The sequence below is a fragment of the Komagataeibacter saccharivorans genome (assembly GCF_004348195.1).
GTDB lineage: Bacteria > Pseudomonadota > Alphaproteobacteria > Acetobacterales > Acetobacteraceae > Komagataeibacter > Komagataeibacter saccharivorans.
Window position 1 is genome coordinate 2280064 of the sequence record NZ_CP036404.1, and the last position, 24775, is coordinate 2304838.

Genomic DNA, 24775 nt, shown 5'->3' on the forward strand with positions numbered 1-24775 from the left:
ACCGGGCTAGAGGGTGTTATGCACTTTGGGCGAGCAGTTGAGCGGCATTTCTGAGCATGAAGCCAGCGAAGGCGATGGTGTGCATTGCGGCGAGGGTTGAGGCGCAGCGCTCGTAGTCTTTTACGAGCCTTCTGCACCGTGTCGCCCATGCGAACGATCTCTCCACGATCCATCGTCGGGGCAGCAGCACAAAACCCCGCTTTGCCTGAGGCAGCCTGACGATTTCGAGGGTGATATCCTGCTCTCTGGCAGCTTTCGCCGGTTTTGATCCGGTATAGCCCTGATCAGCCCATGCCAGTTCAACGCTACCGTCTGTTGCCTGCTGAATGGCTTGCGCGAGCGGAGCGACTTCTGCCCGATCATCTCTGTCTGCCGGGGTGACGTGCAGGGCCAGAAGATGCCCTAGGGTGTCGACCGCCATGTGCAGCTTCGATCCCTTTTTTCTTTTCGCGCCATCATACCCGGCGCGTGAACCACTCTCAGGGGTTGAGCGCAGTGTCCGGCTGTCGATAATCGCCGTTGTCGGCTCGGCCTGCTTTCCTGCAGCCAGACGCAGCACGGCCCGGAGATCGTGGACGACAACCTCGAAACATCCTGCGTCCATCCAGCGCCGGGATTGCTGATAAACCGCAGTCCACGGTGGCAGATCGTTCGGCATCGCGCGCCATGCTATACCGTAACGGATCACATACCGCAGGCCGTTGAACAACTCTCTCAGATCATGATGTCGCTGCTCTGCATCCTCTTTCATCAGAAGGAGATAGGGAACAATCAGAGACCACTCTTCGTCACTGATATCAGACGGATACGGTTTGCGAGCAGTATTCATCCACATATTCTGCAACAATTACACAAAAAAGTACATAACACCCTCTAGGGATGGGTCAGCGCGTGGCGGTGGCTGATGCCGGGCGGAAGGGGAGCAGCCGGGCGGCACTGCACAGCATGCCGGTAAAGGCGACAATGGACCCGAAGCCAAGGCAGCTCCGTTCCGCGTCATGCGCGATCAGGCCAAAGGCCATGGCCACGCACATGGCACCCGTCGCCTGTCCGCATTGCCGTGCGATCTGGACCATGCCCGAGGCACTGCCCGACCGCCCCGCCGGGGCGGTGACCATCATGATGCGGTTGTTTGGCGGCTGGAAAATGCCGAATCCCATGCCCGCTACCGCAATGCGCCACGCAATGTCGAACCAGCCGGGATCGGGTGGCAGAAGGTAGAGGGCCAGAAAACCCACCGCCGTCACGCACAGCCCGATCGAGGACAGGATGGCTGCGGGCACCTTATCCGCCAGTCGGCTGATGACGGGGGCCACGGCCATGATTCCGACGGGCCATGGCGTCATGAGCAGCCCGACGATGGAGGGCGGATAATGGAACAGGGCCTGTAGCGTGAACGGAAACGAAACCATGAACAGGTTTGACGAAACAAAGCCCAGAAACCCCACAAGCGTGCCCATGCGGAAGGCGGGGATGCGCAGCATGTCGACCGGGAACATGGGATGCGCCTGCCCGCGCTGACGGCGCACCAGCAGCCAGCCCGCCACAATCCCGGTCAGGGCCAGCAGCACGACCCGGCTGGTATCCGCGTGGTGGGCAATGGAATCACCCGCCATGATCAGCGCGCCGAAAGCCAGCACGTTCAGCACCGCGCTTGTCCCGTCAAACGATGACGGATTGATGGGCGTGCGCGGCAGGGAGATCAGCGCCAGCACAAGGGCGGTCAGCCCCAGCGGAATGTTGATGAGGAACAGCCACGGCCACGTGGCGAAGGACAGGATGATGGAGGCCACGGTGGGTCCGGCACCCACGCCCATTGCCACCATCACACCGTTCAGCGCGATGCCGCGCCCGATGATGGCATGGGGATAGATGAAGCGGATCAGCGCAATGCTGACGCTCATGATGCACGCGCCGCCCACGCCCTGTACCGCACGGGCGAGGGACAGGACCAGCAGCGTGTGGGACAGGGCGCAGAACAGGGAAGCCACGGTAAACAGCGCCAGCCCAAGCTGGCACAGCCGCGAAAACCCGATCCGCGTGCCAAGGGCCGCCATCGGCAGTAGCGAGACCACGCTGGCCAACTGGTAGGAATTGACGATCCACACCGCCGAGGCGGGTGAGACATGCAGGTCCGCCCCGATGGTTGGCAGCGCCACATTGGCAATGGCGTAGTCAAGCAGGGCAAGCAGCACGGACAGCGCCACGGCGGTCATCGCGCGTACGCGTGCCGCGCCATGCAGGCCTTCGCCTTCGATCAGGACAGGTTTTACGTGGGGAGACATGGGCACGGGCTTTTCGGGCGATGGGGGCAATATGTTCTGATTGGTAAACGATATGCGAGCGTGCCACCTGCATCAACACCCGTCCGGGGCGGGGCAGGTATGGCGATGGCCCGAAAGCCGCGCGGTCAGTCCTGTGCCGCCAGCGCGCGCTGGCCGATATCGTGGCGGTAGACGGCATCGGGCCAGTCGATCGCCTTTACGGCCTGATAGGCATGGTCGCAGGCTTCGCGCAGCGTGTCCGCCGCCGCACATACGGCCAGAACGCGGCCACCGGCAGCCACCAGGCGACCTTCATCATCCAGCTTCGTGCCTGCCTGGAACACCTGCACGCCGGGTATGGCCGCGGCGGCTTCAAGATTGCGGATGGCCCCGCCCGTGACCGGTTTGCCCGGATAGCCCCGCGCGGCCATGACCACGCTTATGGAGGACTGGCTGGAAAAACGGATATCGGTCCGGTCCAGTTCGCCCGCCGCCACGGCGGCAAGGGCGGCCAGCAGGTCGCTTTCCAGCCGGATCAGCAGGGCCTGTGCTTCCGGGTCGCCCAGCCGCACATTATATTCAATCAGCTGCGGTCCCTGCGGTGTCAGCATAAGGCCCGCGAAGATGATGCCGGTAAACGGCGTGCCCCGTCGCGCCATCTCGCGCAGCATGGGGCGCACCAGCAGGTCAAGGGCGGCTTCCTGCCGGTCGCGGTCGAAGCCGGTGGGGGGCGAGACCGCGCCCATGCCGCCGGTGTTGGGGCCGGTATCGCCATCGCCAATACGCTTGTGGTCCTGTGCGGCACCAATCAGCACGGCGGTTTCCCCGGCGCAGAAAGCGAACAGCGAGACCTCATCGCCGATCAGGCAGTCCTCGATCACCACGCTGTGGCCTGCCTGACCCAGCGTGCCGTCCGTCATCATGTCGGTGATCGCCTGTTCGGCTTCCGCGACACTCTGCGCGACGACAACGCCCTTGCCCGCGGCAAGTCCGTCTGCCTTGACCACAACGGGCGCGCCGTGGCGGCGCACGTAATCCAGCGCGGGCCGTGCCGCGTCGAATCGTGCCCAGCCTGCTGTGGGAATGCCCGCCGCGTCGCATATTTCCTTGGTGAAGGTCTTGCTGCCTTCCAGTGCCGCCGCCGCCTGCGTGGGTCCGGCACAGGCAATGCCGGCTTCGCGGCAGGCATCAGCGATTCCTGCGACCAGCGGTGCTTCGGGGCCGGGAATGACAAGGTCGATGCGCTCACGCCGCGCCAGCGCGATCAGTCCGGGTACGTCATCCGCGCGCACGGCGCAGTTCGTGCCCAGCGCCGCCGTGCCCGGATTGCCCGGCGCGATGAACAGGGCGTCCAGAAGCGGCGACCGCGCAATGGCAGTGGCCATGGCATGTTCACGTCCGCCCGATCCAACCAGCAGCACCCGCATCACTCTCGTACCTTCCGTTTTTCATCTCTGCCCTTTCGGGGTGGCCGTCTCTATCATACCTTGGGCGAATGGATGAACAGTTTCCCGACTCGGGGCCCATCATGGGCGGCAACACACCTGAATTTTCGGTTTCCGAAATTTCGGGCGCCATCCGCCGTACGCTCGAAGGTACGTTCGGCCGTATCCGCGTGCGGGGCGAGATTACCGAATTCAAGCGCTACCCGTCGGGGCATCTGTATTTCTCGCTCAAGGATGAAGGGGGCAAGCTGTCCTCCGTCGTGTGGCGCGGGACGGTCTCGCGCCTCGGGCTGAAACCCGAAAACGGGCTGGAAGTCATCGCCACGGGCAAGATTTCCGCGTACGGCGAGCGGTCATCATACCAGATGGTGATCGACCGGCTGGAATATGCGGGCGAGGGGGCATTGCTGGCCCGCATTGAACGCCTGCGGCTGCGGCTGGCGGCCGAAGGGCTGTTCGATGCCGGGCGCAAGCGGGCGCTGCCCTTCCTGCCCCGTGTCATCGGCGTGGTGACATCGGCGCAGGGTGCGGTGCTGCATGATATCCGCACCACCATTGCCCGCCGCTTTCCCCTTCCGGTTCTGGTCTGGCCGGTGCCGGTGCAGGGAGAAGGCGCGGCGGAACGGATCGCCCATGCGATTGCCGGTTTCGATGCTGTTGACGGCAGGGGAAGCGTGCCCCGTCCCGATGTGCTGATCGTGGCGCGTGGCGGGGGTTCGCTGGAAGACCTCATGGCGTTCAACGACGAAGTCGTGCTGCGTGCGGTGGCAGCCTGCCGCATTCCGCTCATTTCCGCCGTCGGTCATGAGACGGATACCACCCTGATCGATTTTGTATCCGACTGCCGTGCCCCAACCCCCACGGCGGCGGCGGAAATGGCGGTGCCGGTCCGCATGGAGCTTGAGGCCGGCCTGACACAGCGTGAGGCCCGCCTGCGCAGCGGTCTTGCGCGCAGCCTGCAACTGGCCCGGGCGCGTCTTGACCGGGCGGCAGCCAGCCTGCCGGACCTGCCCGCCGTGGTGGAGGGCGCCCGGCGGCGGCTGGATGACCGGAGTTACCGGCTGGATCTGGCGTTACCCACCCATATGCGCCACCTGCGCGCCAGCCTGCGCAGCGCATCCGACCGGCTGCCCGCCCCGCAGATGATCCTGGCGCTGCGCCGCGCGGACCTCGCCCGTGTGGATACGGCGTGCCAGCAGGCGATGACGGCGTACATCAACCGGCGCGAAGCCACGCTGGGCGGCCTGCGTGTACCGCCTGCGGTGCTGGTGTCACAACTGCGCGCCTGCGCCAGCCGCCTTGCGGGAGAGGGTGGGCGACTGGCTTCCCTCTCTCCGCAGGCCGTGCTGGAACGGGGTTACGTGCTGGTGACGGATCGGAAGGGCAAGCCACTTTCGCAGGCGGCGCAGGCGCGCAGGGCAGCACAGGTCGTCCTGACCTTCGCCGATGGAAAGGTTGCCGCCCGTCCCCTGCCATCGGGTGAGGCCGCGCAGCAGATTCTCGATCTGTAACGCATTACGGACAAGGCATATGACAGCATGACACGATGGACACGACTATACGCCACAGGCATGGTTTTCATGGCGCTGGCTGGCTGCACGCATCAGCCGCACCAGCCCCGCCCGCGCGTGGCGGGAGCCGCGGCATCCGTGCCGGGACGTATCCCGCCGCAGGGTTTCGCTCCTGGCCTGACCGGGGAAGAAGGGGCACCCCCGCCGGGTGTCGTCCTGACCAATGACCCGTCCGCCCCGGCTGACACGCCCCTGTGCGGTCATGCCGTGCGCGAAGCCAACAGCATCGGGGCGACGGTACATCCGGACATTACGCCCGTGGTCAGCAGTTGCGCGGCCAATGCCTGTTTCGATGCGCAGACGGGCACCTATATCGCGGCGGATGGCAGCCGCCGGGTCTGTCGCTAGACCAGCCCGCGTAATTCCGTATGGGTCATATACCGGGTATGGTCGGACCAGAGCCATATTCCAATTGACTTTGCGTGTGGGGATGGTTGACCCTTGAGCTACCATGACCGTCCCTACATCATCCGGTACGACAGGTGATTCACAGGCGACAGTGCACATGTTCCCCCTCAGGCGCATGCTGTCGCTGCCTGAGGCTGCGGAATATATCGGCATTACGCTGCTGCGGCTGCGCTGCCTGCGCCTTGTGCGCGCCGGGCCGCATGCCGCCATGCGCAACGGGCGTGAAGTGATGTTCCGGACCGAGGATCTGGATGCGTATGTGGATACGCTCTACCGTCGCGCCAACATCTCCCATGCCGAACAGGCCCGGCATCGTAACGAATGGCGTGGCAGGATCGCGGGTCTGTCCGATACGGCGCGGGGCAGCATTTCCGATTCCTTCATGCAGATCGTGACGCGTGACGAACTGCTGGAAACCGGGACGAACCGGGGGTTCCGGGTGCTGTTCCTCGGCGGGCTGTGCCTCATTTTCCTTTCCCATACGCCGCTGATCTGGCGGCTGTAGCGCAACAGGACGCCCATTTCGGGGCAGATGCATTTTTTGGCTGTGCGGGTATGTTCTTTCGCCATACGATCCGCTACGCAGAAACCACGATAGCGGAACAATAATGGATCGGATAATGACAGGTATGCGCAGCAGCATTATGGCCCGGACCGGACACGCGCGCCTGCGGGGCGCGTTTTTTGGGGCGGCCCTTGCGCTGACCCCGGCCATTGCCATGGCGCAGGATGCGGGCAACCAGCAACAGCAGAGCCCCCCCATCCTGCCCATGCCGCCGGTGCCCGACTTCAAGCCGCTGCCTGCCGGTACCCGGCCCGCAGCACCTGTCATCGGCATTTTCAACACACAGCAGATCATGGCGCAGTCCACTGCCGTGCAGAAGCTGCAGACCGAACTGGGTACGCGGCGCGAAGCCCTGGTGCGTGATGTCCGGGCGGAGGATGCCCAGCTTCAGGCCCTGCGCCAGTCCATCATCAAGGCGGGAAAGGCCCCCACGCCCGAGCAGCAGCAGGACCTGCAGAAGCGTGTGATGGCTGACCGGACCAAGTTCGGCAACCGTAACCGCATCCTTGAAGAGGACGCGCAGGTCGCCCTCAATCAGGTCCAGCGTGAAATGCAGCAGGTCGTCAGCGCCATTGCCGCGGCACGGGGCATGACCATGGTGCTGCAGGCTGGCACTGCCGCCCTGCATGACAACAGCCTTGATATCAGCGATCAGGTTGTGACCTACCTCAATCAGGCGCTGCCGACCGTCTACCTGCCCGGACCGACGGAAGACCCCGAGGAAATTGCCAAGAGCGGCAAGTACCCCGTCATGCCGTTCCAGCCCAGCGATAATGGCGGCGGCGAGTAATACAGACCCGATCATCCAGTCCCTGCGGTCCGGTACCGCAGGGCTGGCATGATTTATGCCAGAAGATCTGCCGTAATGGCCCCGGTGACCGCAATGGCATCGGCTGCGGCAAGGCGGACCAGATAGCCGCGTTTCCCCCCGTTTATGATGACATAGGGCTGCATCAGCGCTTCCTGCGCCAGCGCGGTGCGCACGCGGCGGCGCTGTCCGAACGGGCTTATGCCGCCCACGCGGAAGCCGGTGTTACGCTCGGCTACGGCAGGCGGCATCATTTCGGCTGACTTGCCGCCAAATGTAGCAGCCACCTTCTTCATGCTGATGCTCTCGGCCACCGGTACCACCACGCAGGCCGGTTTCCCGTCCACCAGAACCATGAGCGTCTTGAATACCCTTGCTGGTTCCTCCCCGATGGAGGCCGCGGCATGGTTGCCCGTCTGCCCGGCAGCAGGGTCATATCTGTATTCAATGACCGTAAATGCGATGCCTGCCTTTTCCAGTGCGGCGGCGGCGGGTGTTGCCTTGCTCATGCATGTAACTCCGGCTCGGGCACCGCCTGCACGTAGCAGCCCTGCGGCTGGGGACCGGGCAGGCACAGGCGGATGATCTGCGGGGCGATGGCCTGCGGTGTGGTCAGGCTGGCCATATCCAGCGCGGGCATGGCCAGTCGGCGCAGGCGGGTGGCGACCATGCCGGGTTCAAACAGGTTGATGCGTAAGGCGCTGTGCGGGGGCAGTTCCTGCGCCCATGTCCGGACAATGGCGTCCTGTGCCGCACGGCTTGCCGCCACCATGCCCCAGAACGGGGCGGGCTGGCAGGCATGGCGGTCCGTCAGGAAAACCGCCCGTCCCGCCTGCGAACGTTCCAGCAGGGGGGCGAGCGTGCGGATAAGCCGCCATGTCACGCCCGGTCCTGCATGCAGCGCGCGTTCCATGTCCTGTGGCCGGATATGGGGCAGGGGGGAAAGCAGCCCCAGTTCCCCGGCACAGTGGACCAGAATATCCAGCCCCCCTTCCTGAAGGGCTATGGAGGGACCAAGCGTATCCAGCCGTTCGCCATCCAGCAGGTCCAGCGGCAGCAGGACGGCGTCCTGCTTCGCATGCTGGCGGATCAGATCATCCGTCTGTTCCAGCCCGCCCTGCGTGCGCGCCACCAGAATGCAGCGTGCCCCCGCCTGTGCGAGGGCTACGGCAACCGCGCGCCCGATCCCGCGGCTGGCCCCGGTTACAAGGGCGGTACGCCCGTGCAGGTCTGGACTGGCGGGCTGGTCGTTCATGCAGGTTCGGGGTGGTGTTCGGCTTCGTAATCCACCAGTTCGATCGGGTAGTCACCGGTAAAGCAGGCATCGCAGTAACGGTTGCACGCGTCCTTGCGGTCCTTGTAGCCCAGCGCGCGGTACAGCCCGTCGAAGGAGATGAAGGCGAGGCTGTCCACACCGATCAGCTTGGCCATTTCCTCGACATTGTGCTGTGCGGCGAGAAGCTGGCCGCGTTCAGGCGTGTCGATCCCGTAGAAACATGAATGCGTGGTGGGCGGCGACGAAATGCGCATATGCACTTCCTTCGCGCCCGCTGCGCGCACCATGTCCACGATCTTGCGCGATGTCGTGCCGCGCACGATGGAATCATCCACCAGCACCACGCGCTTGCCATCCAGCACGGGGCGGTTGGTGGAATGTTTCATCTTCACGCCCAGATTGCGGATCTGGTCGGTCGGTTCGATGAAGGTGCGGCCCACGTAATGGTTGCGGATGATGCCCAGTTCGAACGGGATACCGCTTTCGGCGGCGAAGCCCATGGCAGAAGGGACACCGGAATCCGGCACGGGTACGATCACATCTGCTTCCACCGCACTTTCGCGCGCCAGCTCGACGCCGATCTGCTTGCGGGTGTCATACACGGCCTTGCCATCCATGACGGAATCGGGCCGGGCAAAATAGATGTATTCGAACACGCAGAAGCGCGACTGCTTGCTGCCAAACGGCTTGAGGGAACGGATGCCGTCATCATTGATGATGACGATCTCGCCCGGCTCCACGTCGCGCACGAACTCGGCCCCCACGATGTCCAGAGCACAGGTCTCGCTTGCCAGCACCCATGCGCCTTCCGTGCCGTTTTCCTCCCGGATGCGGCCAAGGATGAGCGGTCGTACCCCCAGCGGGTCACGCACGCCAATCAGTGCCTCACGCGACAGGACAATAAGCGAATACGCACCCAGCACCTGCTTGAGCGCATCGATCAGCCGGTCCACCACATTCGCGTAGAGCGATATGGCGATGAGGTGGATGAACACCTCGCTGTCGGTGGTGGACTGGAAGATGCAGCCGCGGCGCACCAGCGCCTTGCGCAGGGTTTCGGCATTGGTCAAGTTGCCGTTATGGGCAACCGCGAGGCCACCGAATTCGAAATCGGCAAACAGCGGCTGCACGTTACGGATAAGCGTGGCACCCGTAGTGGCGTAGCGGTTATGGCCAACCGCGCAGTGGCCGGGCAGGGTGGCCATGACGCGGGAATCACCAAACACGTCCCCGACCAGTCCCAGTCCCTTATGGGTATGAAAGCGCGTGCCGTCATACGACACGATGCCTGATGCTTCCTGCCCGCGATGCTGGAGCGCATGCAGCCCCAGTGCCGTCAGGGCGGAGGCGTCATTGATGTTCCATACGCCAAATACCCCGCATTCCTCATGCGGCTTGTCATCATCGTGTCGCCACTGGGCGGCGATATCGTCGCGTTCCGACTGCGTGGGGGAATTGTCGGAAGCGGCATGGAGGCGGGTGCGGGACATGGTCAGCGATCTTTCCTTGACGGACGGAGGCGGCGGGTACCGACGAAAGGTTCAGATGGGCGCGTCATGCCGCGTCCCGGCGGGTTGCGCAAGATGCACATGGAAGTTATCGGGCGAGAAAGCCTTCAGATAGGCCATGCTGGTGCCGATAAGGGGCGTAATGCGGCTTGAGCGCATCACATCGGGCCATTCCTCCTGCGGTACAAGGGCAGTGATGCCGGCATAGAGCACCACAAGAAGGATATAGCCCCGCGCCAGCCCGAACAGCAGGCCCAGCACACTGTCCAGCCCGGACAGGATGGAACCCTGTACCGCCCGTCCTGACAGATGGGCAGTCGTGGTGAAAATAACAAGAAGGACCAGAAACAGCACGACGAAGGACGTGATGGCGGCCAGCGTGTGGTTACTGATCCATTGCGCGGCATAGGGTAGCAGCGCGCCATACCAGGCTACCGCCAGCACTGTCGCCATGACCCAGGCGGCAAGCCCCAGTACTTCGCGCGAGAATCCACGTACTGCACCAACTATTGCCGACAGGCCGACAATGGCGATGCCTGTGATGTCAATCCAGTTCATGCTTGCCGATTATGCTGGGTGTCGGCAGGCATATAACGGGCACGGCCCCGGTCATCTGTCGCACTGTTCTCCGTTATTCGGCCAGCGGCCAGCTTATGCCACCGCCATGGCAGCGCGCATAGGCAAAAAAGTGGAGGCCAGCCATTTCCCCGCGTGGGCACGTAGTCGGGTTTCAGGGCAGTTTGGTGGTGCGAATTTTCCACGGACGCTTGCGCGCAAGGGCTGGGCCTGACTTGCGCTCCGTCGTGTTCAGGGCCAGCAGCAGGTTGCCCATGCGGGTGCGGCGGTCAAGCTCGATCCATACATCCTCAGGGCTGACGGCCTGTGCCGCCCAGATTTCCAGCAGATGGACCAGCACATCCGCACTATGGGCGATCAGGCCCGCGCGGTCTTCCGTCATGAGATCCATCACGCACTGTTCGGCCGCACAGGTAAAAGCCCGCCCCGCGCGACGGGCGCGGGCAGGGTCCTGTGTCGTATCCTTGCCGGGGATGGCACGGCCCGACCGGTCCTGAAACGGGCCAAGCGCATGGGCCGCACCCGACTGGCTGGCTGGCGTGTGATGGGGGCGGGACATGAAACGATGATGGGGATTATTTCACGTGCGGTCAACAAGACCCGTCCCGTATCGGCCCAGTGTTTTTTCAGGTCGGATTGAGCAGGGCATGCGCTGGATTGCGATCCGTTGCATACGCGACAGGACAGGGCCAGCACCTGGCATTGTGTGCATTTGATCATTGCGGAATGGTAAAAATGATCCGGGGGCGACTTCCCGTCTCCTGTTTCCTGCCCCGCCTGAGACACACCTTCTGGCAGCGTTGGAAAGCTGATCCTGAACAGGGAGGAAGACAGGGAGCAAAAGGTAAGAGATAACCCCAGATGGTAATATCTCTTTTCCACGGTGTCAGATGGCGCGTCGTAATGGTGTCGCCGATGATTTTCCTACACCATTACATGAACAGGGTCACCGCTCAGCGGGCTATGCCCCCCATTGATGTGCCGGGGGAGATGATGGTGGTAATCAGGCCAAAGAATTTATAGAATTTGTTGCTCGAAGAGTTGGCAATATAAATCAGGTCCCGATCCCGCATCATGAATTTCTGTGCTAGGAAGAAACTGGCCGGATTCATCATATCCAGCTGGTAAATGATGGGCGCAGTGGTTGCATTCTGGTCTACTGGCATGCCCAGTCGCCGCAGAATATCAGCATTTTCAAAGCGGAACACATAAACCGCATTCGGATCGGCGCGCGAATCAATCGGGCCGCCATTGCGGGAGACAGCTTCGGCCATGGTCAGTGTCGGGGTCGTGAACTGGGTCTGGGTAACCCGGCCGCTGGCGCCGAAAACCGTGAAGCTGCGGGGCTGGAAGGTCAATTGCACACGGTCGCCCGGCTGCACCACGATGTTCTGCTGTGGGTCAATTTCTATCGTTTTCAGCGGCATCTCGGCGATGCGTCCGTTACGGGTCAGCCGGACGGTATAATCCTCATGCGCCTGAGCGGGATGGTCCTGTCCCCCGGCGAGGGCGATGACATCCAGAATCCGTTCGCGGTTGGGGGTCAGCGAAATGCGGCTGGGATGCTGGACAGCGCCATAAACCATGACCGAATTGGCGATATCGGTGGCGATACGGACCATGACCTGCGGCGACTGGGATTTGCCTTTCAGTTGCGCGGTGATGGCCTCAACGGCCTGACTGGTCGTCAGACCCGCTACATGCACCTGACCTGCAAAGGGGACCGTAATGTTTCCGGCACTATTGACACTGAGCAACGGCAGGCTGGAACTGCTGGAACTGCTAGGTATCGCATTATTTCCTGGCGCCATGCCAATTAGAGGGGGGCTGAAAAGCGCGCTACCGACTTCATATATCGCAACCTGTAGCACATCACCCGGGCCGATTGTGTCATTCCTGGTTTGATGGACCGGCGCGTTTCCACTATCCAGATTGCTGAACTGGGGGGGGGCTTCACTTTCGAGCAGCGTGATGAGATCCGGGCTGATCTGTACGATCGCGTATCCGACCGTATTCTTTTTCGGGTCGCGCTGCATGTGATTGACCTGCGCTTCTGTCGGACCGCTGTCAGGCAGGGAATTACATCCGGTCAATAGCAACAGAAGCCCCCCCGCGACCGCGAAGCGTCTTTTTCTGCGCATGCTAGATGGAACGGGGCCCAAAGTTTTCGGAAAACAGAAGATGGTCAATGTGACACCGCGGATGAAGGTTTAAGGTGAAGCCGGTAATCAGGGTAGGCAAGGCACATGCATGCATCCAGCACGTCATGGATATAAAGCCCCGAAAAAATGGTGGGGCCTTTTATCAAATTCTGTTTCAACTGACTATAGGTAAAGGCCAGATCTGATATTGGATGTAGCCGTAAAGAAGATTATGAAGGGATATTTCCCTGTGAATCAATGCGCTATTGACTGAACTGTGGGTTGGCAACAGCCTGTATCCCTTTGGCACATCAGTTGAGTCCCATATCCAGTCCTGATGTGTGAGGGGAGGCAGCAGCACCATGCGTTACATGATCGACTACAGCATTAGTTTAAAGCGCATGCCGAATGACCTTCCTTCGTGGTCGTCGGTCTATTGGCAATTCCGTCGCTGGATGATGGCGGGCGGCTTCGATGTAGTGGTGGCCTGATCTGCATATTGCTTTCGGTGCGTAGGGTGTAACCTCTACGGAGGCCATTATAGCCAGCCGGGCTTCCCGCTCAACGCCGGAAAGTGAATCATGCGTTGTATATGGTGGAGGATAAACGCAAAAAGGGATCAAGGTTCCATCTTGGCGGTAGACGGTAGATCTACCTGCCAGACCCTGCATGTCATATCGGCAGTCGTGACGATTATTGTGTCGAGGTCGGACGTTTCGCTGTCACCATTTCGGATACGACGGACGGAAATCCTTGAACTTGGCTTATGTTGATCAGGGCTATATGGGAAAAAAGCCTGCTGCGGCACCCTTGAGGTCGTCAGCTTGCCTGCGACCAGACGAAGCTTGGTTCTACTCTCATGCTGATGGGTAAGAGATTTTTCGCATGGGCCACACACCTCACAAGCTCATCAGGAATTGCGAGGGTTAAGCCTCAATCTTCGCACGTCTCCATGTTGTCACGGCCGCATGTTTATGCTCTGAAATGCTTAAGATGGTAATATTCTCTACTACATGACGTGCCCCTCTTTTTGTTACCACTCAAAAGAGAGTTCTCGGTTTTTATGGTTTGGGGTTGATGGGATGGCAAGCGTCTCGGGGGGCATGCCCCCGAGACGCGTATCTGGCGACCTGATCCGGTGTCCTGCCATCGTGGGCGCACCGTATTGTAGTCTTCCTCCCAGTCAGCCAGAATCTGGCGGGCATGCGTCAGGGACGTGAACAGCGTTTCGTTGAGAGCCTGAATCAGAAAGCGGTTTGATTGATTTTCCTCAGAACTCTGCGGATATGGGCGATCATCAACCACGCGTGGGATGACGCGATTGTTGCCTCGACATCCTTCGTGAGGCGGCGGCAGCGTCAGGGCCATGCAAAGCTGCGCTCCACGATCCAGCGTTTGGGCAGGACGACGAAGCCTTCGGCCTGATCGCTACGCCTGATGATTTCGATCGTCCATCGACCGAGTTCAGCCAGCGCACCACGCAACTTCTCGCCAGCATATCCCCCGTCACCGATCAGATGGCGAAGCCAGGGAAACAATGAGCGTATTCTGGTTGCTACCAGCGGCGCGCCATCACGATCCTGAACGTCGGCAGGATGTACGACAGCAGCCACGACATGACCCGGCGTGTCGGTTGCGATATGCCGCCTGCGGTCCCTGATCTTCTTGCCCGCGTCATAACCGCGTGGGCCGCCATTTTCAGCGGTTTTAACCGACTGGCTGTCGATAATGCCCACTGAAGGCGTGGCGTCCCGCCCGTCCTGTTCACGCGACAGGATCACGAGAATATGGTTCATGGCTTCCCATCGTTCCTTGCGGATCCAACGGTAGAAATAGCCCTGTAAGGTTGTGAAGGCCAGAAAGTGCCGGGGCAACTGCCGCCATTGGCAGCCGGTCGTGACGATATGGAGGATCGCCTCCACGACCCGGCGCAAATCCGTACGTCGTGGTCTTCCCGGCCGCTTCTTCTCGGGCATCTGCGGTGCAATAGCGCCCACTCCGCATCGCGAAGGTCGCTTGCATATTCCAAGTCGTCCCTTTGATACTACGCGCGGGTGATTTCAGTCTAGGCCATCCTGATCTCATCAGGTTCTCGCAAACCCATGAATCATAACCCGCTGAAATAACCTAACTAATTTTCGGTCAGACACTTACATTCGCCAGCATGTGATCAGTGAATGTGTTCATTAAATTCTGTAACATGTCTCTTAAAGTCCACGCTGTTGACGAGGCTATGGACTTTTCCCAGTCTTTGGCGAGCCGCCTGCAGCGACCGAGCCAAGCGAATGTTCGTTCGACCACCCAGCGGCGAGGCAGGATTTCAAAGTCCTTGGCTGTGTCTGATCGCCTGATGATTTCGACCGTCCATTTTCCCATGCTCGCGAGCGCGGATCGCAGTTTATTACCGGCATAGCCGCCATCGGCGAAGATGTGGCGCAGCCATGGAAAGTGTTTGCGTATTGCCGCCAGGACATCGACAGCCCCGTCACGATCCTGAATGTCAGCGGCATGAACAAGGAGGAAGATCAGGAAGCCGCAGGTATCCGTCAGAATATGGCGCTTGCGACCTTTGACCTTCTTTCCAGCGTCATAACCGGAAATTCCCCCACTTTCCGTGGTTTTCACCGACTGGCTACAATCACGCCCGCGCTCGGGGAGGCCTCACGCCCTTCGATCTCCCGCAGGTTCATGACCAGTACCGTGTTCATCGCTTCGAACAGTCCGGCATCACGCCATGCGTAAAAGTAGCGCCTGACGGTCGAGACCGGTGGAAAGCATTTCGGCAGCAGACGCCACGCACACCCACCCGAGGCGATATAGAGTATCGCGTTTACAACCTCGCGCATATCCGCCGTGCGAGGCCGTCCGCCTCGTTTCGCCGGGGGCACGAACGGCATAATCAAAGCCCACTCGGCATCCGTCATATCCAATGGATATTGCAATCCCTCCCGGCTATGTTCGTGTCGGGCAATACCAGTCCATGCCACCATTCACTCCATCTCTTCGCAAAGACGGATGAATCACAACATGCTGGTATTGTTCAAAAACTTTCGGATTAGGCTCTTAATAAATGGCATGATTTTCTAAATTTCTTTCATGCTAATTGGTTTTTTGCGGGAATCATATGATTTATTTATTGAGTATATTCTGCAGTAATTATTATAAAATACTTTATGTAAACAGAATATGATTTTCTTTTCATGTTTTTTTGTGACCTAATATGAAAAAATCATTTCACATGAATTCGATATTATGATATAAAAAACAACATATATAAACTTTATTTGGCATAAATATGATGAAAATAGATAATAAATCAATAAGTATTGTTATACATGGTGGATGTTTCGAGAAAGATGCAGCCGATGTTGCAAATATACTTATTAATTATAGAAAAACATTTGAAGAATCAGAAATAATATTTTCTATATCCAGTTCGGATTTTATAGATTTCGATCTTTCTAATGAGAAGTCTGTATTTTCGTTTAAGAAAAATATGGTAAGTTTTTGTCATATTGTTAATAAATATGCCGACAAAATAGCTTATTCCTATATGGCTCAGCCTCTTCCTCCTGTTTTTCGGGGGGCACCTAACTGTCATGCCAATCATATGATTGAATCTGCCCGCAATGGGTTGGCATTGGCATCAAGAGAGTTCGTTCTGAGAACTAGGAATGATTTGCTCTTCAAAGATAGATCTATTGTAGAAGAATATATTAAATTATCTGAAAATTACTATAGGAAGGGGAAATATACAGTTTTCTCGTCTCCTGTTATGATTTCTTCACTGTACACGCTTAATCCCTTTGCCGGAGGTAGGTTGCCATTTCATTATAGCGATTGGTTTAACTTCGGCAAGTTGGTTGATATCCGTCCCATATGGGATGTACCTTTGGTTACATTGGATTTTATGACGTACTACAGTACTAATTATTATATGCCAGGAAGTAAGGAAAAAGAACGAAATTTCAATTCACGGACTGCTATAGAGCAGTATGTATATTTTAGCTTTTTTTCTAAAAAATTTAATAAATTCAAGCTTGATTACCATAACGATGATCGCTCTATTATGGAATCCATACAGGTATTATTAGATAATTTTATTATTTCTGATATTTATTATCTAAATGTATATTATCCAAAATACCTAAATGGATTCAATTCATATGGCGATAATAACACAAGAATCATGCAGCGTGCGTGGGAATATTTGTCCACTCATAGAAATGTAAACCCAGCTGAATTTCTTCATGTTCCTCGTGATAAAATCCGTCAGTACGCTCCTGTTATATTCCCACTGAAAATAGGCACGGAGCAACTCCATACGAAAACAGGTTTTCATTTTGGGAAAAGCATTGTTATCCCTTATGATGCGCCGCCAGGTGTTGCGTGCTTCGGCCCCTACATTACGCTAGGACAGGGTTCCTATGCTGCACGTGTTTCTTTGTCTGCTTTGTATCCAGAAGATGAACAATGCACAATAAAAATATCTGCCACAGGAGAGGAGGGAAAAATAGTTCTTGGATCGAGAGAATATAATTTTGATAAGGTTGAAAATTATAGCCATGAATTAGTTTATTTGGATTTTGAATTTGAGAATACGTATGAAAATCTTATCGAATTTGAGATTGTTATCGAGACATTTTCTAAAGTAGATCTTTCAATTGATTATATTTTGCTATCAAAAGTAGAAAATAAGGCAAAAAACAATTTCCCACTTATTAATAAACTTCTAAAAATTTAGGTATATATCTTATTCATTAATTGAATATCGGAGTTGCTCCGATTTTTATCAAGAATTATCTACGTTTTTGGTTGAAGTTCTGACTTAGGATTAGGGCCCGTTAATTTATTGAATGGGGCTGTGACTGATGGTTCATAGGTTTGCGTGGAGGCAAGCCTGTGAACACCTTGTTTCTGTTATCTGAAAGTCAGATGGTAGAGATCGGGTTGTTTTCCCCTCTGGCGCATGAACTGCTGCGGATGGATGATTATCCGTGTGATCCGTAACGGGCTTAAATGAAAAGATCTGCCAAAGGTGTATGATTCCCCTAACAGCCTGTCGGGTTGGGGTGCCCTGTGAAGGGGTGAGGTTGTAAGGTGGTGAGATGAGCAGCTTCATCCCGTTTGACCGGTCTCAGCCGTATCTTCTGCCACCTGATCTGAAGTCGTGGCTTCCGGCTGATGATATGGCGCATTTCATTGTCGCAGCCGTTGAGCGGGTTCCGATGAATGCGTTCTGCGTGCCAGTGCGCACGGGAGGCAAGGCGCAGTATCATCCGCGCCTGATGTTGGCCCTTCTGATCTTCAGTTACGCGAACGGGTTGTTTTCCTCACGCCGGATCGAGAGGGCGACATATCGCGACATCGGTGTGCGCTTCGTGGCGGCGAACCTGCATCCGGATCATGATACGATTGCGACCTTCCGCCGGACGAACCGGACAGCCATTGAAGCTGCATTTGCGCAGGTCCTGCTTCTGACGCGCGAGACAGGTCTGCTGCGTCTGGGTGTCGTATCGATCGACGGCACGAAAATCGATGCCGACACGTCATTATCAGGTGGACGTGTGGCGCGGGAACTGACGGTCCTGGTGGAACGATATGGCAAACCCTTCATGATTGTCAGCGACAACGGTACGGAGTTCACATCCCATGCCATCCTGAAATGGGCCGATGAGATGAAGGTTGAATGGCACTATATCGCCCCCGGGAAACCGCAACAGAACGGCTTTGTCGAAAGTTTCAACGGCCGGTTGAGGGATGAATGCCTCAACGAGACGCTGTTCACGTCTCTCAGCCATGCCCGACAGGTTCTGGCTGACTGGCGGGAAGACTACAATACGGTGCGCCCCCATTCCCAGCTGGGTGGCAGGACACCGGATCAGGTCGCCAGACAAGTGTCTCGGGGGCATGCACCCGAGACACTTGTCATCCCATCAACCCAAAGCCATAAAAAACGGGAACTCTCCTTTTGAATGGATACAAAAAAGGGGGCACGTCAATGTCTAGAAAACTAAAAGACAGGCGACGCATAGCAACCGTATACGGACGATGCGCTCATGCATTCCATGTTCGCAATTTGCATTGCGGCAAACTGTATCTTCTATTTTAAAGAATGAGTCCAGACCTAAGCCGCGTCAATTGGAAGGGAATGCCTGAAGAACGATTGGACGGCTATTTTAAATCGCTTGGGATTTTCAAAATTTTTGGCGAACCCTAAAGGTTTCTGTTATGCAGGCATTAATAAATTCTTAAAATATACTCAATGTATTTTGGTTCTGAACACACGGTCCAGAAAAATAGCCGTAATCGCAAAATTTGATTCTGGCGCAACATAATGATGCTGAACGTGATGTTTCTTTATGGAACGCAGGACCGGCAGCCGCATGGGAAACTGATGGCAGGCATAATGCACTACGTCATAAATGACATATCCCATGATAAAGCCAGCAACAAAGCACCCACCGTTACCCATCCCGCCGATCATGACCCCGCCTGCCCACAGCAAACCGGCCAGCGGGATGGACAGCCCCAGCGGCATGAGGTTGCGCAGCGGGTGATTCGGCTGAACATGGTGGTTGCCATGCAGCATGAAGATCAGCGCCTGTCCAATACGGGAACGAAGCTGCAGGTGGAAAAGAAAACGGTGGGTGAAATATTCGACCACGAACCACACGGCAAAACCACTGCCGGTCGCCAGCAGGAACGCGCCATAGGAATGGCTGGCCTTTCCCCCTACAATGAGCAGGACAAGCAACAGCGCACTCCAGACCAATACGAAGGTCCGGAAAGAAATTTGCGTCAGACGCTCAAGAATCTCGTTCTGAAACAGACGAACGGGAGCCTCATTATGTGATCGGGACGGGCGCTTCATATTCCCATTTTCCGTTTTCAGTCTTTTATTTTAGACGCATTAACAAAACTCTACAAGCCGGGATATTAATGCATACCGTATCAATACCATGCTTTCTTTAACCCTTTGGGGAAGGACATACCATTCCTGTCCGGGGGACTGGCTGGAAAAAACCGCCATCATCTTAACGGGACGCAGACAGGTGCGCAGAGTTGCATTGTAGCCGCACTTCCTTCCAATCCCGTCATGTTTCTACCGTCCTGAGGCCGTTTAGGGATTGCGCCCCGCTCTCTCCGGGCATTCCTTACCCGTGTGGGTTGATACCCGCAATAGAAGCCGGGACGGGTCGGTATCATCATGTGCATGGGGGATTGCAGAACTGCATATCGGTAGACGATATCGGCCTGCCGCCTTTTCCTCATCACGCCTATGCTCCATGACCTTTCCTCCTCGAAGGCTTCTGATCGCGGGGATCAAGAATGTGACGCGGGGGATGTCAGTTACAGCTTTCTGCGTCCCCATACAGTCATCGTTCCAGTGCGCGGGCTTCGATCAGATCATGAAGGCCTGCAGGAGAAATGTTCTGTGCGGATAAAGCGTTTTTATGGCCGGAAAGAGGAAAATCCACGACAACGAAAGGCGTATGCCGCGCCCCGCCGGGAACAACCGAACCGGGGATGGACGGGCGATGATCCCCAAAAAATACCAGCGTGGCCTTACAGTCCCGCTCCTGAAACCCCTTAACCAGCGCGGCCAGCATCTGATCGCTGCCCTGTAAATGGCGCAGGTAATGGGTCACACCCTCGCCTTTCCCGTTTGGCCAGGGACCGTGATTTTCCATGGTCACGGCATATACGAACAGGGGTTCCGCTCCCTCCGCATCGACCAGCCGAAGGATCGCATCCGCAACATCACAGTCCTGCGTGTAGGGCATACTGGCGGACTCAGCATGAGCAAAGGCATCATCGCCGATCAGGCGCTCGAAACCGATGGCGGGCATAAGGCGGTCCCGACCGTAAAACCCCAGATCGTGCGGATGGACGAACACGCTGCGGTATCCTGCCGCACCCAGTCGGTATGGCAGTGCGAATTCCTTCTCCCGCGCAGCTGTCAGAAACGGGTCGAAATAACGGAAACCGAGCTGTGCTTCCGTGCGTCCAAACAGCACGCCGTATTCCGTGCGCATTGTATAAGCACCAAAACCACTGACCTGTAGTGCGCCCCATGCGGATGCAGTCGCCTGTGCACTCAGCAGGCCACTCATGATCGGCAGGACAGTTTCGCTCAGGCCAAGGGTGTAAGGGTCAGCAAAGGATTCACACTGCACCACCACTACCACATCCCGCGCGGGTTTGGCCGTGGATGGCACCGGCGGCGGTGGAACACCCTCAGGCTCCGCCTGCCAGCGACGCCAGTAAAGATAAAGCGAACCGATCAGCCCCAGACGGCCAATATCCTTACTGATATCCGGCACCGGTGCCCAGCGTGACACGGGCACGAGCCGCAGCCCAAGGGATGCCGCGACCACCATGCACAGCCCGGCGATTCGCGTGCCCGGTCGCAGCCCCTCAACGGAGACATAAATAAATAAGGCGGGAACAATCAGCACGATTGCAACCACCGCCACCCGCGCGAGCGGAGGAATGGAAAACAGATAAAATTTCGGATTGCGCAGGAAACTTTGCGCAACAACCACATCGCTGAACAGCAGCGGCTCACCCAGAAGCGACCATTTTATGTTGGAGGCCACAACCCCCACCACAGCCAGCAGCACCATGACGCAGCCCGACAGCCACGCCGAGCCGGAAAGAAAGGCACACAGGCCATAGATCTGCCCCATGATCAGACCATGGATGACAAAGCGGGGATATGACCACCCCACCTGAACAGATGGCCGCGTCAGGCGTTCTGTCAGGAAGGTTATAAAAAACGCCGTCCCGAAAACTGCCACAGGAAATCCAAAGTTTGATGCGATGTTCATTCCAACCTGCTTTTCCAACCCATCCTACAGGCAGAACATGCCCCATACCATCCAGCCCGCCGCACTTCGCTTACCCGGCATGAAAGGACATAAACAGTGGATACGGCACAATGACCCTTCTCTTTTGATTTTCTGAATATATAACGTGTCGGCTGATGCTGGCACCCCAGATGCCGCATCGCCATAATATTGACAATCAGGAAGACAGATACACGGACTGATGAAACAAGAATAATGAGAAATTGAATTATGCCCCCCCTCTTACGGTCCCCCCCAATGCGCAGGGGTATGCCTTCCCTTTCTGTCAGCCGTTCTTCCTGTCATCCCGCAGACCGTACCGCTACACTTGCTCCCGACGATGAAGATACTGCAAATCTGATCGTAAGCGGACGTATTGGTGGGACATTCTGGGGTCCAGCGCCGCATGTAACGCGGCCCATCGTGATATGCGATGGCCATCTTCCCGCAGCGGACCAGAAGCTGGCCTCCCGCCTTCTGTCATGGGCGCTACGGCACTATCCATCTGAGAGTCTACTGCTGGTTGTCCGTCATCCCCACGGCTCAGCCGTAAGGATTGCACGACGCCACGGCGTGGCCGTCACAGATGCGCAGGTCGATCCGCATGCCCTGCTGGATGGCGCGCGCGAAGTGCATTGCACGGGGCCGCATGATCTGGCCGATCTGGCCGCCATGCGTGGCCTGCCGGTTCTCGTACATAGGGAAACCGGCGCTCTCCCCACCGTCTGGACACGATCAGATGCCTGCCTCCGCCTGATCCGGGGCACGCGGTATATAGACCCCTATACCGGAAAGCCGATCGGATGCCGCGAGGCCATCGCAATCCTTACGCTATGGCATCGCACGATCCTGTCCAACCGACAGGTCGCGGCCTGCGCGGGCATGTCCCTGTGGAAACGGCGCAGGATTGCCGAATTCCTGGCTACAGCCCCCGGTTCACCACCCTTCATCCGTTATCCCAGTGCGCTTCGGCGCATTAAGCGTTCCCGGTTCGGCCACGATGCACAGGGTGTCGCCGTGTGGGCCACGCGCATTCCGCAGGGGCTGGAAGCAGCAGCCCGTACTGCCGGGCTGGAAATCTGGCGGGTGGAAGACGGGTTCATACGGTCCGTTGGTCTGGGCAGTGGATTACAGGTACCGTGTTCCATTTTTCTCGACCGGCGGGGAATTTATTACGATCCGTCCCGCCCCAGCGATCTTGAGCATATACTGGCAACCCACCCCTTCGACGACACGCTGCGTGAACGGGCACGGAAACTGATCGACCTGGTGGTCGCAGGCGGCATTTCCAAATACGGTGTCGATACGGATGGAGCATTACCCGAACGGGCGGATGCGCCCGCCGGCAGGCGTCCCGTCATTCTGGTGCCCGGTCAAGTCAGTGATGATATGTCGGTCCTGCTGGGTGGAGGGACCATTACCAGCAATATGGATCTGCTTCGCGCCGTCCGTGCCCGGAATCCGGACGCTGTCGTCATTTACAGACCTCACCCTGACGTGAATGCAGGGCATCGCGCGGGGGCATTGAATGACGCGGAAGTAAGGCAATATGCTGACCAGATCAGTCGCGGCGGCTCCGTCATCTCCCTTCTGTCGAAGGTGGATGCGGTTCATACGCTGACATCCCTCGCCGGGTTCGAGGCCCTGCTGCGCGGGGTGCAGGTCGTTACTTATGGCGCGCCATTTTATGCCGGATGGGGACTTACCACAGATCTGGGGCCGGTTCCCCATACGCGTCGGCATCGCAGCCTTACGCTGGAAGAACTTGTCGCGGGCACACTACTCCTTTATCCGTCATATATTGACCCGCTAACCCGCCTGCCGTGCGAACCTGAAATGCTTATTGACAGAATCCAGGATGCACGGCTGTGGCGTCCCACTTTACTAATGCGCGCGCGCGAAATACAGGGGCGGGTCAGGCGCAGGCTTGGCCAGATGAAAACGGAACGGGTTACCCCTGTTGCAGGTGAGAAACAAAATACAAAAAGGGCAAACCCTGATGCATGATCCTTTCGTCAGGAAAGAGACATCACCCAGGCGGTTTCTTCTGCTTCAGGGACTGATGGGGCCTTTCTTCCGCATGGTCGGGATCGCGCTGCGTAAAAGCGGGCATGAGGTTTACAAGATCAATTTCAATGGGGGCGACCAGCTATTCTGGCGCCTGCCCCATGGCATTGATTATACAGGCGACGGGCAGCACTGGCCCGCCTTTCTGGAAGACGTGATCAACCGCCACCAGATTACGGACGTCATGCTGTTCGGGGATTGCCGTCCGATGCATAAGGCCGCGATTGAATTCTGCGGCCAGCGCCACATTCCGGTCCATGTATTCGAGGAAGGCTATATCCGCCCTGACTGGGTCACGCTGGAAGTGGACGGGGTAAACGGCAATTCCAGCCTGCCGCGTGACCCTGCGTGGTACAGGGCGGAGGCGGCCCGTCTGCCACCCGCACCAGTACACAATACGGTTCCCTCATCCTTCCGCAGGCGCGCACTGGAAGCTGTAGCCTATAATGCTGCTGACATCCTGACCCGGTGGTATTTCCACAAATGGAATGACTACCGTCCCTGGCATCCATGGACCGAAGGGATCGGCTGGCTCAAGCGCCTGCGTAACCGCAAGGCTGCCGAAATCCTGACACAGGAAATCATGCAGCATATTACCGATAGCGGTCACCCCTACATGCTGTTTCCGTTGCAGCTTGATGCGGATGCACAGGTACGTCTCCATTCATCGTTTGCGGGCATGGAACCCGCGATCCGGCGTGTCATCAGTTCCTTCGCGGCCCATGCACCATCTGATACCGTCCTGCTGATCAAGGAACATCCCCTTGATAACGGCGTGCGGGACTGGCGCAGCCTGATCAATGATATCGCCCGCGAACATAAGGTAGGCGACCGGGTTTTCTACATTGAGACGGGCGACATCGCCCTGCTGGTGCAAAAAGCACGGGGTGTCGTCACCATCAACAGCACAACGGGCACGCTGGCGCTTGCCTGTGGTGTGCCGGTGCTGGCGATGGGACAGGCTGTATACAACATTCCCGACGTAACCGATCAGTGCGACCTGGATACGTTCTGGGTATCTCCCACACCGCCCGACAAGGCGACCTATGATGCTTTCCGCCGGGTGCTGATTGACCGCTGCCTGATCCCCGGCGGCTTCTTCTCCGAACAGGGCCTGAAACAGCTGATACAGGGCGTGCTTGAGCGGATCAGCCGCAGTCCGGCTCCCGAACGGATCGCATCGGAAACCGTCGCCAGCGGCACACCGCACTTCAGGCTCCACCTTCCCACCCGGAAACCGTCGCGCGCAAGCCAGCCTACTGTCGTGACCCACGACCGGGTATGAATATTTTGT

General features: G+C 57.7%; 21 protein-coding genes and 3 pseudogenes. 10 read left to right on the plus strand and 14 right to left on the minus strand.

Annotation, left to right across the window (positions count from 1 at the left end; all coding sequences use genetic code 11):
* Window positions 1–16: 16 nt before the first annotated feature.
* From KSAC_RS10470 to purD, 3 genes are all read right to left on the minus strand, one after another.
* Window positions 17–829: an IS5 family transposase gene (locus tag KSAC_RS10470; RefSeq protein WP_132303502.1), complete on the minus strand. Its 813-nt coding sequence runs from the start codon at window positions 827–829 to the stop codon at window positions 17–19.
* 55 nt (window positions 830–884) lie between these two features.
* Window positions 885–2285, minus strand: a complete 1401-nt coding sequence (locus KSAC_RS10475) for an MFS transporter (RefSeq protein WP_110548003.1) — start codon at window positions 2283–2285, stop codon at window positions 885–887.
* Window positions 2286–2410: 125 nt separating this feature from the next.
* Window positions 2411–3691 carry a phosphoribosylamine--glycine ligase gene (gene purD, locus KSAC_RS10480; RefSeq protein WP_102325114.1) on the minus strand — a complete coding sequence of 427 codons (1281 nt, stop codon included), beginning with the start codon at window positions 3689–3691 and terminating at the stop codon, window positions 2411–2413.
* Between the two features lie 68 nt (window positions 3692–3759).
* Here purD and xseA point away from each other — a divergent pair, with 68 nt between their 5' ends.
* The 4 genes from xseA (at window position 3760) to KSAC_RS10500 (ending at window position 7043) form a co-directional block, all read left to right on the plus strand.
* Window positions 3760–5220, plus strand: coding sequence for an exodeoxyribonuclease VII large subunit (xseA, locus tag KSAC_RS10485; protein ID WP_132305339.1), 1461 nt, complete (start codon window positions 3760–3762; stop codon window positions 5218–5220).
* A gap of 69 nt (window positions 5221–5289) precedes the next feature.
* A complete protein-coding gene (locus tag KSAC_RS10490) occupies window positions 5290–5628 on the plus strand; it encodes a BA14K family protein (RefSeq protein WP_180967552.1) in 339 nt (112 codons plus the stop codon).
* A gap of 157 nt (window positions 5629–5785) precedes the next feature.
* Window positions 5786–6193: a DNA-binding protein gene (locus KSAC_RS10495; protein WP_102325117.1), complete on the plus strand. Its 408-nt coding sequence runs from the start codon at window positions 5786–5788 to the stop codon at window positions 6191–6193.
* 124 nt (window positions 6194–6317) lie between these two features.
* On the plus strand, window positions 6318–7043 hold the full coding sequence (locus KSAC_RS10500) for an OmpH family outer membrane protein (protein ID WP_102325118.1): 726 nt from the start codon (window positions 6318–6320) through the stop codon (window positions 7041–7043).
* Between the two features lie 53 nt (window positions 7044–7096).
* On the opposite strand, the gene ybaK is transcribed toward KSAC_RS10500, so the two are convergent.
* The 6 genes from ybaK to KSAC_RS10530 form a co-directional block, all read right to left on the minus strand.
* Window positions 7097–7570, minus strand: coding sequence for a Cys-tRNA(Pro) deacylase (ybaK, locus tag KSAC_RS10505; protein ID WP_132305341.1), 474 nt, complete (start codon window positions 7568–7570; stop codon window positions 7097–7099).
* Window positions 7567–8316 (minus strand): SDR family NAD(P)-dependent oxidoreductase, encoded by a 750-nt coding sequence (locus KSAC_RS10510; RefSeq protein ID WP_132305343.1) that lies wholly within the window; start codon window positions 8314–8316, stop codon window positions 7567–7569. The genes ybaK and KSAC_RS10510 overlap by 4 nt, the downstream gene beginning before the upstream one ends.
* A complete protein-coding gene (gene purF / locus KSAC_RS10515; RefSeq protein WP_110547999.1) occupies window positions 8313–9827 on the minus strand; it encodes an amidophosphoribosyltransferase in 1515 nt (504 codons plus the stop codon). Before purF ends, KSAC_RS10510 begins: the two co-directional genes overlap by 4 nt.
* Before the next feature lie 51 nt (window positions 9828–9878).
* On the minus strand, window positions 9879–10403 hold the full coding sequence (locus KSAC_RS10520) for a CvpA family protein (RefSeq protein ID WP_102325122.1): 525 nt from the start codon (window positions 10401–10403) through the stop codon (window positions 9879–9881).
* 172 nt (window positions 10404–10575) lie between these two features.
* Window positions 10576–10980, minus strand: a complete 405-nt coding sequence (locus KSAC_RS10525; RefSeq protein WP_132305345.1) for a phosphoribosyl-ATP pyrophosphatase — start codon at window positions 10978–10980, stop codon at window positions 10576–10578.
* 394 nt (window positions 10981–11374) lie between these two features.
* Window positions 11375–12457 (minus strand): polysaccharide biosynthesis/export family protein, encoded by a 1083-nt coding sequence (locus KSAC_RS10530; RefSeq protein ID WP_243705196.1) that lies wholly within the window; start codon window positions 12455–12457, stop codon window positions 11375–11377.
* A 467-nt stretch (window positions 12458–12924) separates the two neighbouring features.
* On the opposite strand from KSAC_RS10530, the gene KSAC_RS17530 reads away from it, so the two are divergent.
* Window positions 12925–13053, plus strand: coding sequence for a transposase (locus KSAC_RS17530; RefSeq protein WP_132305347.1), 129 nt, complete (start codon window positions 12925–12927; stop codon window positions 13051–13053).
* A 481-nt stretch (window positions 13054–13534) separates the two neighbouring features.
* Here the strand turns inward: KSAC_RS17530 and KSAC_RS17825 are convergent, their stop codons facing one another.
* The 3 genes and pseudogenes from KSAC_RS17825 to KSAC_RS10550 all read right to left on the minus strand — a co-directional run bounded on the left by KSAC_RS17825 (window position 13535) and on the right by KSAC_RS10550 (window position 15552).
* Window positions 13535–13867 (minus strand): integrase core domain-containing protein, encoded by a 333-nt coding sequence (locus KSAC_RS17825; protein ID WP_408884728.1) that lies wholly within the window; start codon window positions 13865–13867, stop codon window positions 13535–13537.
* A pseudogene (locus KSAC_RS10545) lies at window positions 13807–14591 on the minus strand (IS5 family transposase). Before KSAC_RS10545 ends, KSAC_RS17825 begins: the two are co-directional and overlap by 61 nt.
* 113 nt (window positions 14592–14704) lie before the next feature.
* Window positions 14705–15552, minus strand: a protein-coding gene (locus KSAC_RS10550) for an IS5 family transposase (RefSeq protein WP_207918678.1) whose coding sequence is annotated in 2 segments (ribosomal slippage) — window positions 14705–15198 and window positions 15198–15552 — 849 coding nt in all. Because the reading frame shifts where the segments join, the coding sequence is not laid out codon by codon here.
* A gap of 305 nt (window positions 15553–15857) precedes the next feature.
* Between KSAC_RS10550 and KSAC_RS10555 the strand changes: the two genes are divergently transcribed.
* The 3 genes and pseudogenes from KSAC_RS10555 to KSAC_RS17835 all read left to right on the plus strand — a co-directional run.
* On the plus strand, window positions 15858–17306 hold the full coding sequence (locus KSAC_RS10555) for a WavE lipopolysaccharide synthesis family protein (protein ID WP_132305349.1): 1449 nt from the start codon (window positions 15858–15860) through the stop codon (window positions 17304–17306).
* 484 nt (window positions 17307–17790) lie between these two features.
* Window positions 17791–18021, plus strand: a pseudogene (locus KSAC_RS17830) (transposase); the annotation flags it as partial.
* Between the two features lie 81 nt (window positions 18022–18102).
* Window positions 18103–18537, plus strand: a pseudogene (locus tag KSAC_RS17835) (integrase core domain-containing protein); the annotation flags it as partial.
* 287 nt (window positions 18538–18824) lie between these two features.
* Here the strand turns inward: KSAC_RS17835 and KSAC_RS10565 are convergent.
* Together KSAC_RS10565 and KSAC_RS10570 are read right to left on the minus strand one after the other, a co-directional pair.
* The gene (locus KSAC_RS10565) at window positions 18825–19436 is read right to left on the minus strand and encodes a sterol desaturase family protein (protein WP_110548340.1); all 612 of its coding nucleotides are present in this window, start codon (window positions 19434–19436) and stop codon (window positions 18825–18827) included.
* Window positions 19437–19941: 505 nt separating this feature from the next.
* A complete protein-coding gene (locus KSAC_RS10570; protein ID WP_165927314.1) occupies window positions 19942–21255 on the minus strand; it encodes an LTA synthase family protein in 1314 nt (437 codons plus the stop codon).
* 732 nt (window positions 21256–21987) lie between these two features.
* Between KSAC_RS10570 and KSAC_RS10575 the strand changes: the two genes are divergently transcribed.
* Together KSAC_RS10575 and KSAC_RS10580 are read left to right on the plus strand one after the other, a co-directional pair.
* The gene (locus tag KSAC_RS10575; protein WP_243705197.1) at window positions 21988–23421 is read left to right on the plus strand and encodes a capsular polysaccharide export protein, LipB/KpsS family; all 1434 of its coding nucleotides are present in this window, start codon (window positions 21988–21990) and stop codon (window positions 23419–23421) included.
* Between the two features lie 55 nt (window positions 23422–23476).
* A complete protein-coding gene (locus KSAC_RS10580) occupies window positions 23477–24766 on the plus strand; it encodes a capsule biosynthesis protein (protein WP_132306235.1) in 1290 nt (429 codons plus the stop codon).
* The last annotated feature ends 9 nt before the right edge of the window (window positions 24767–24775 follow it).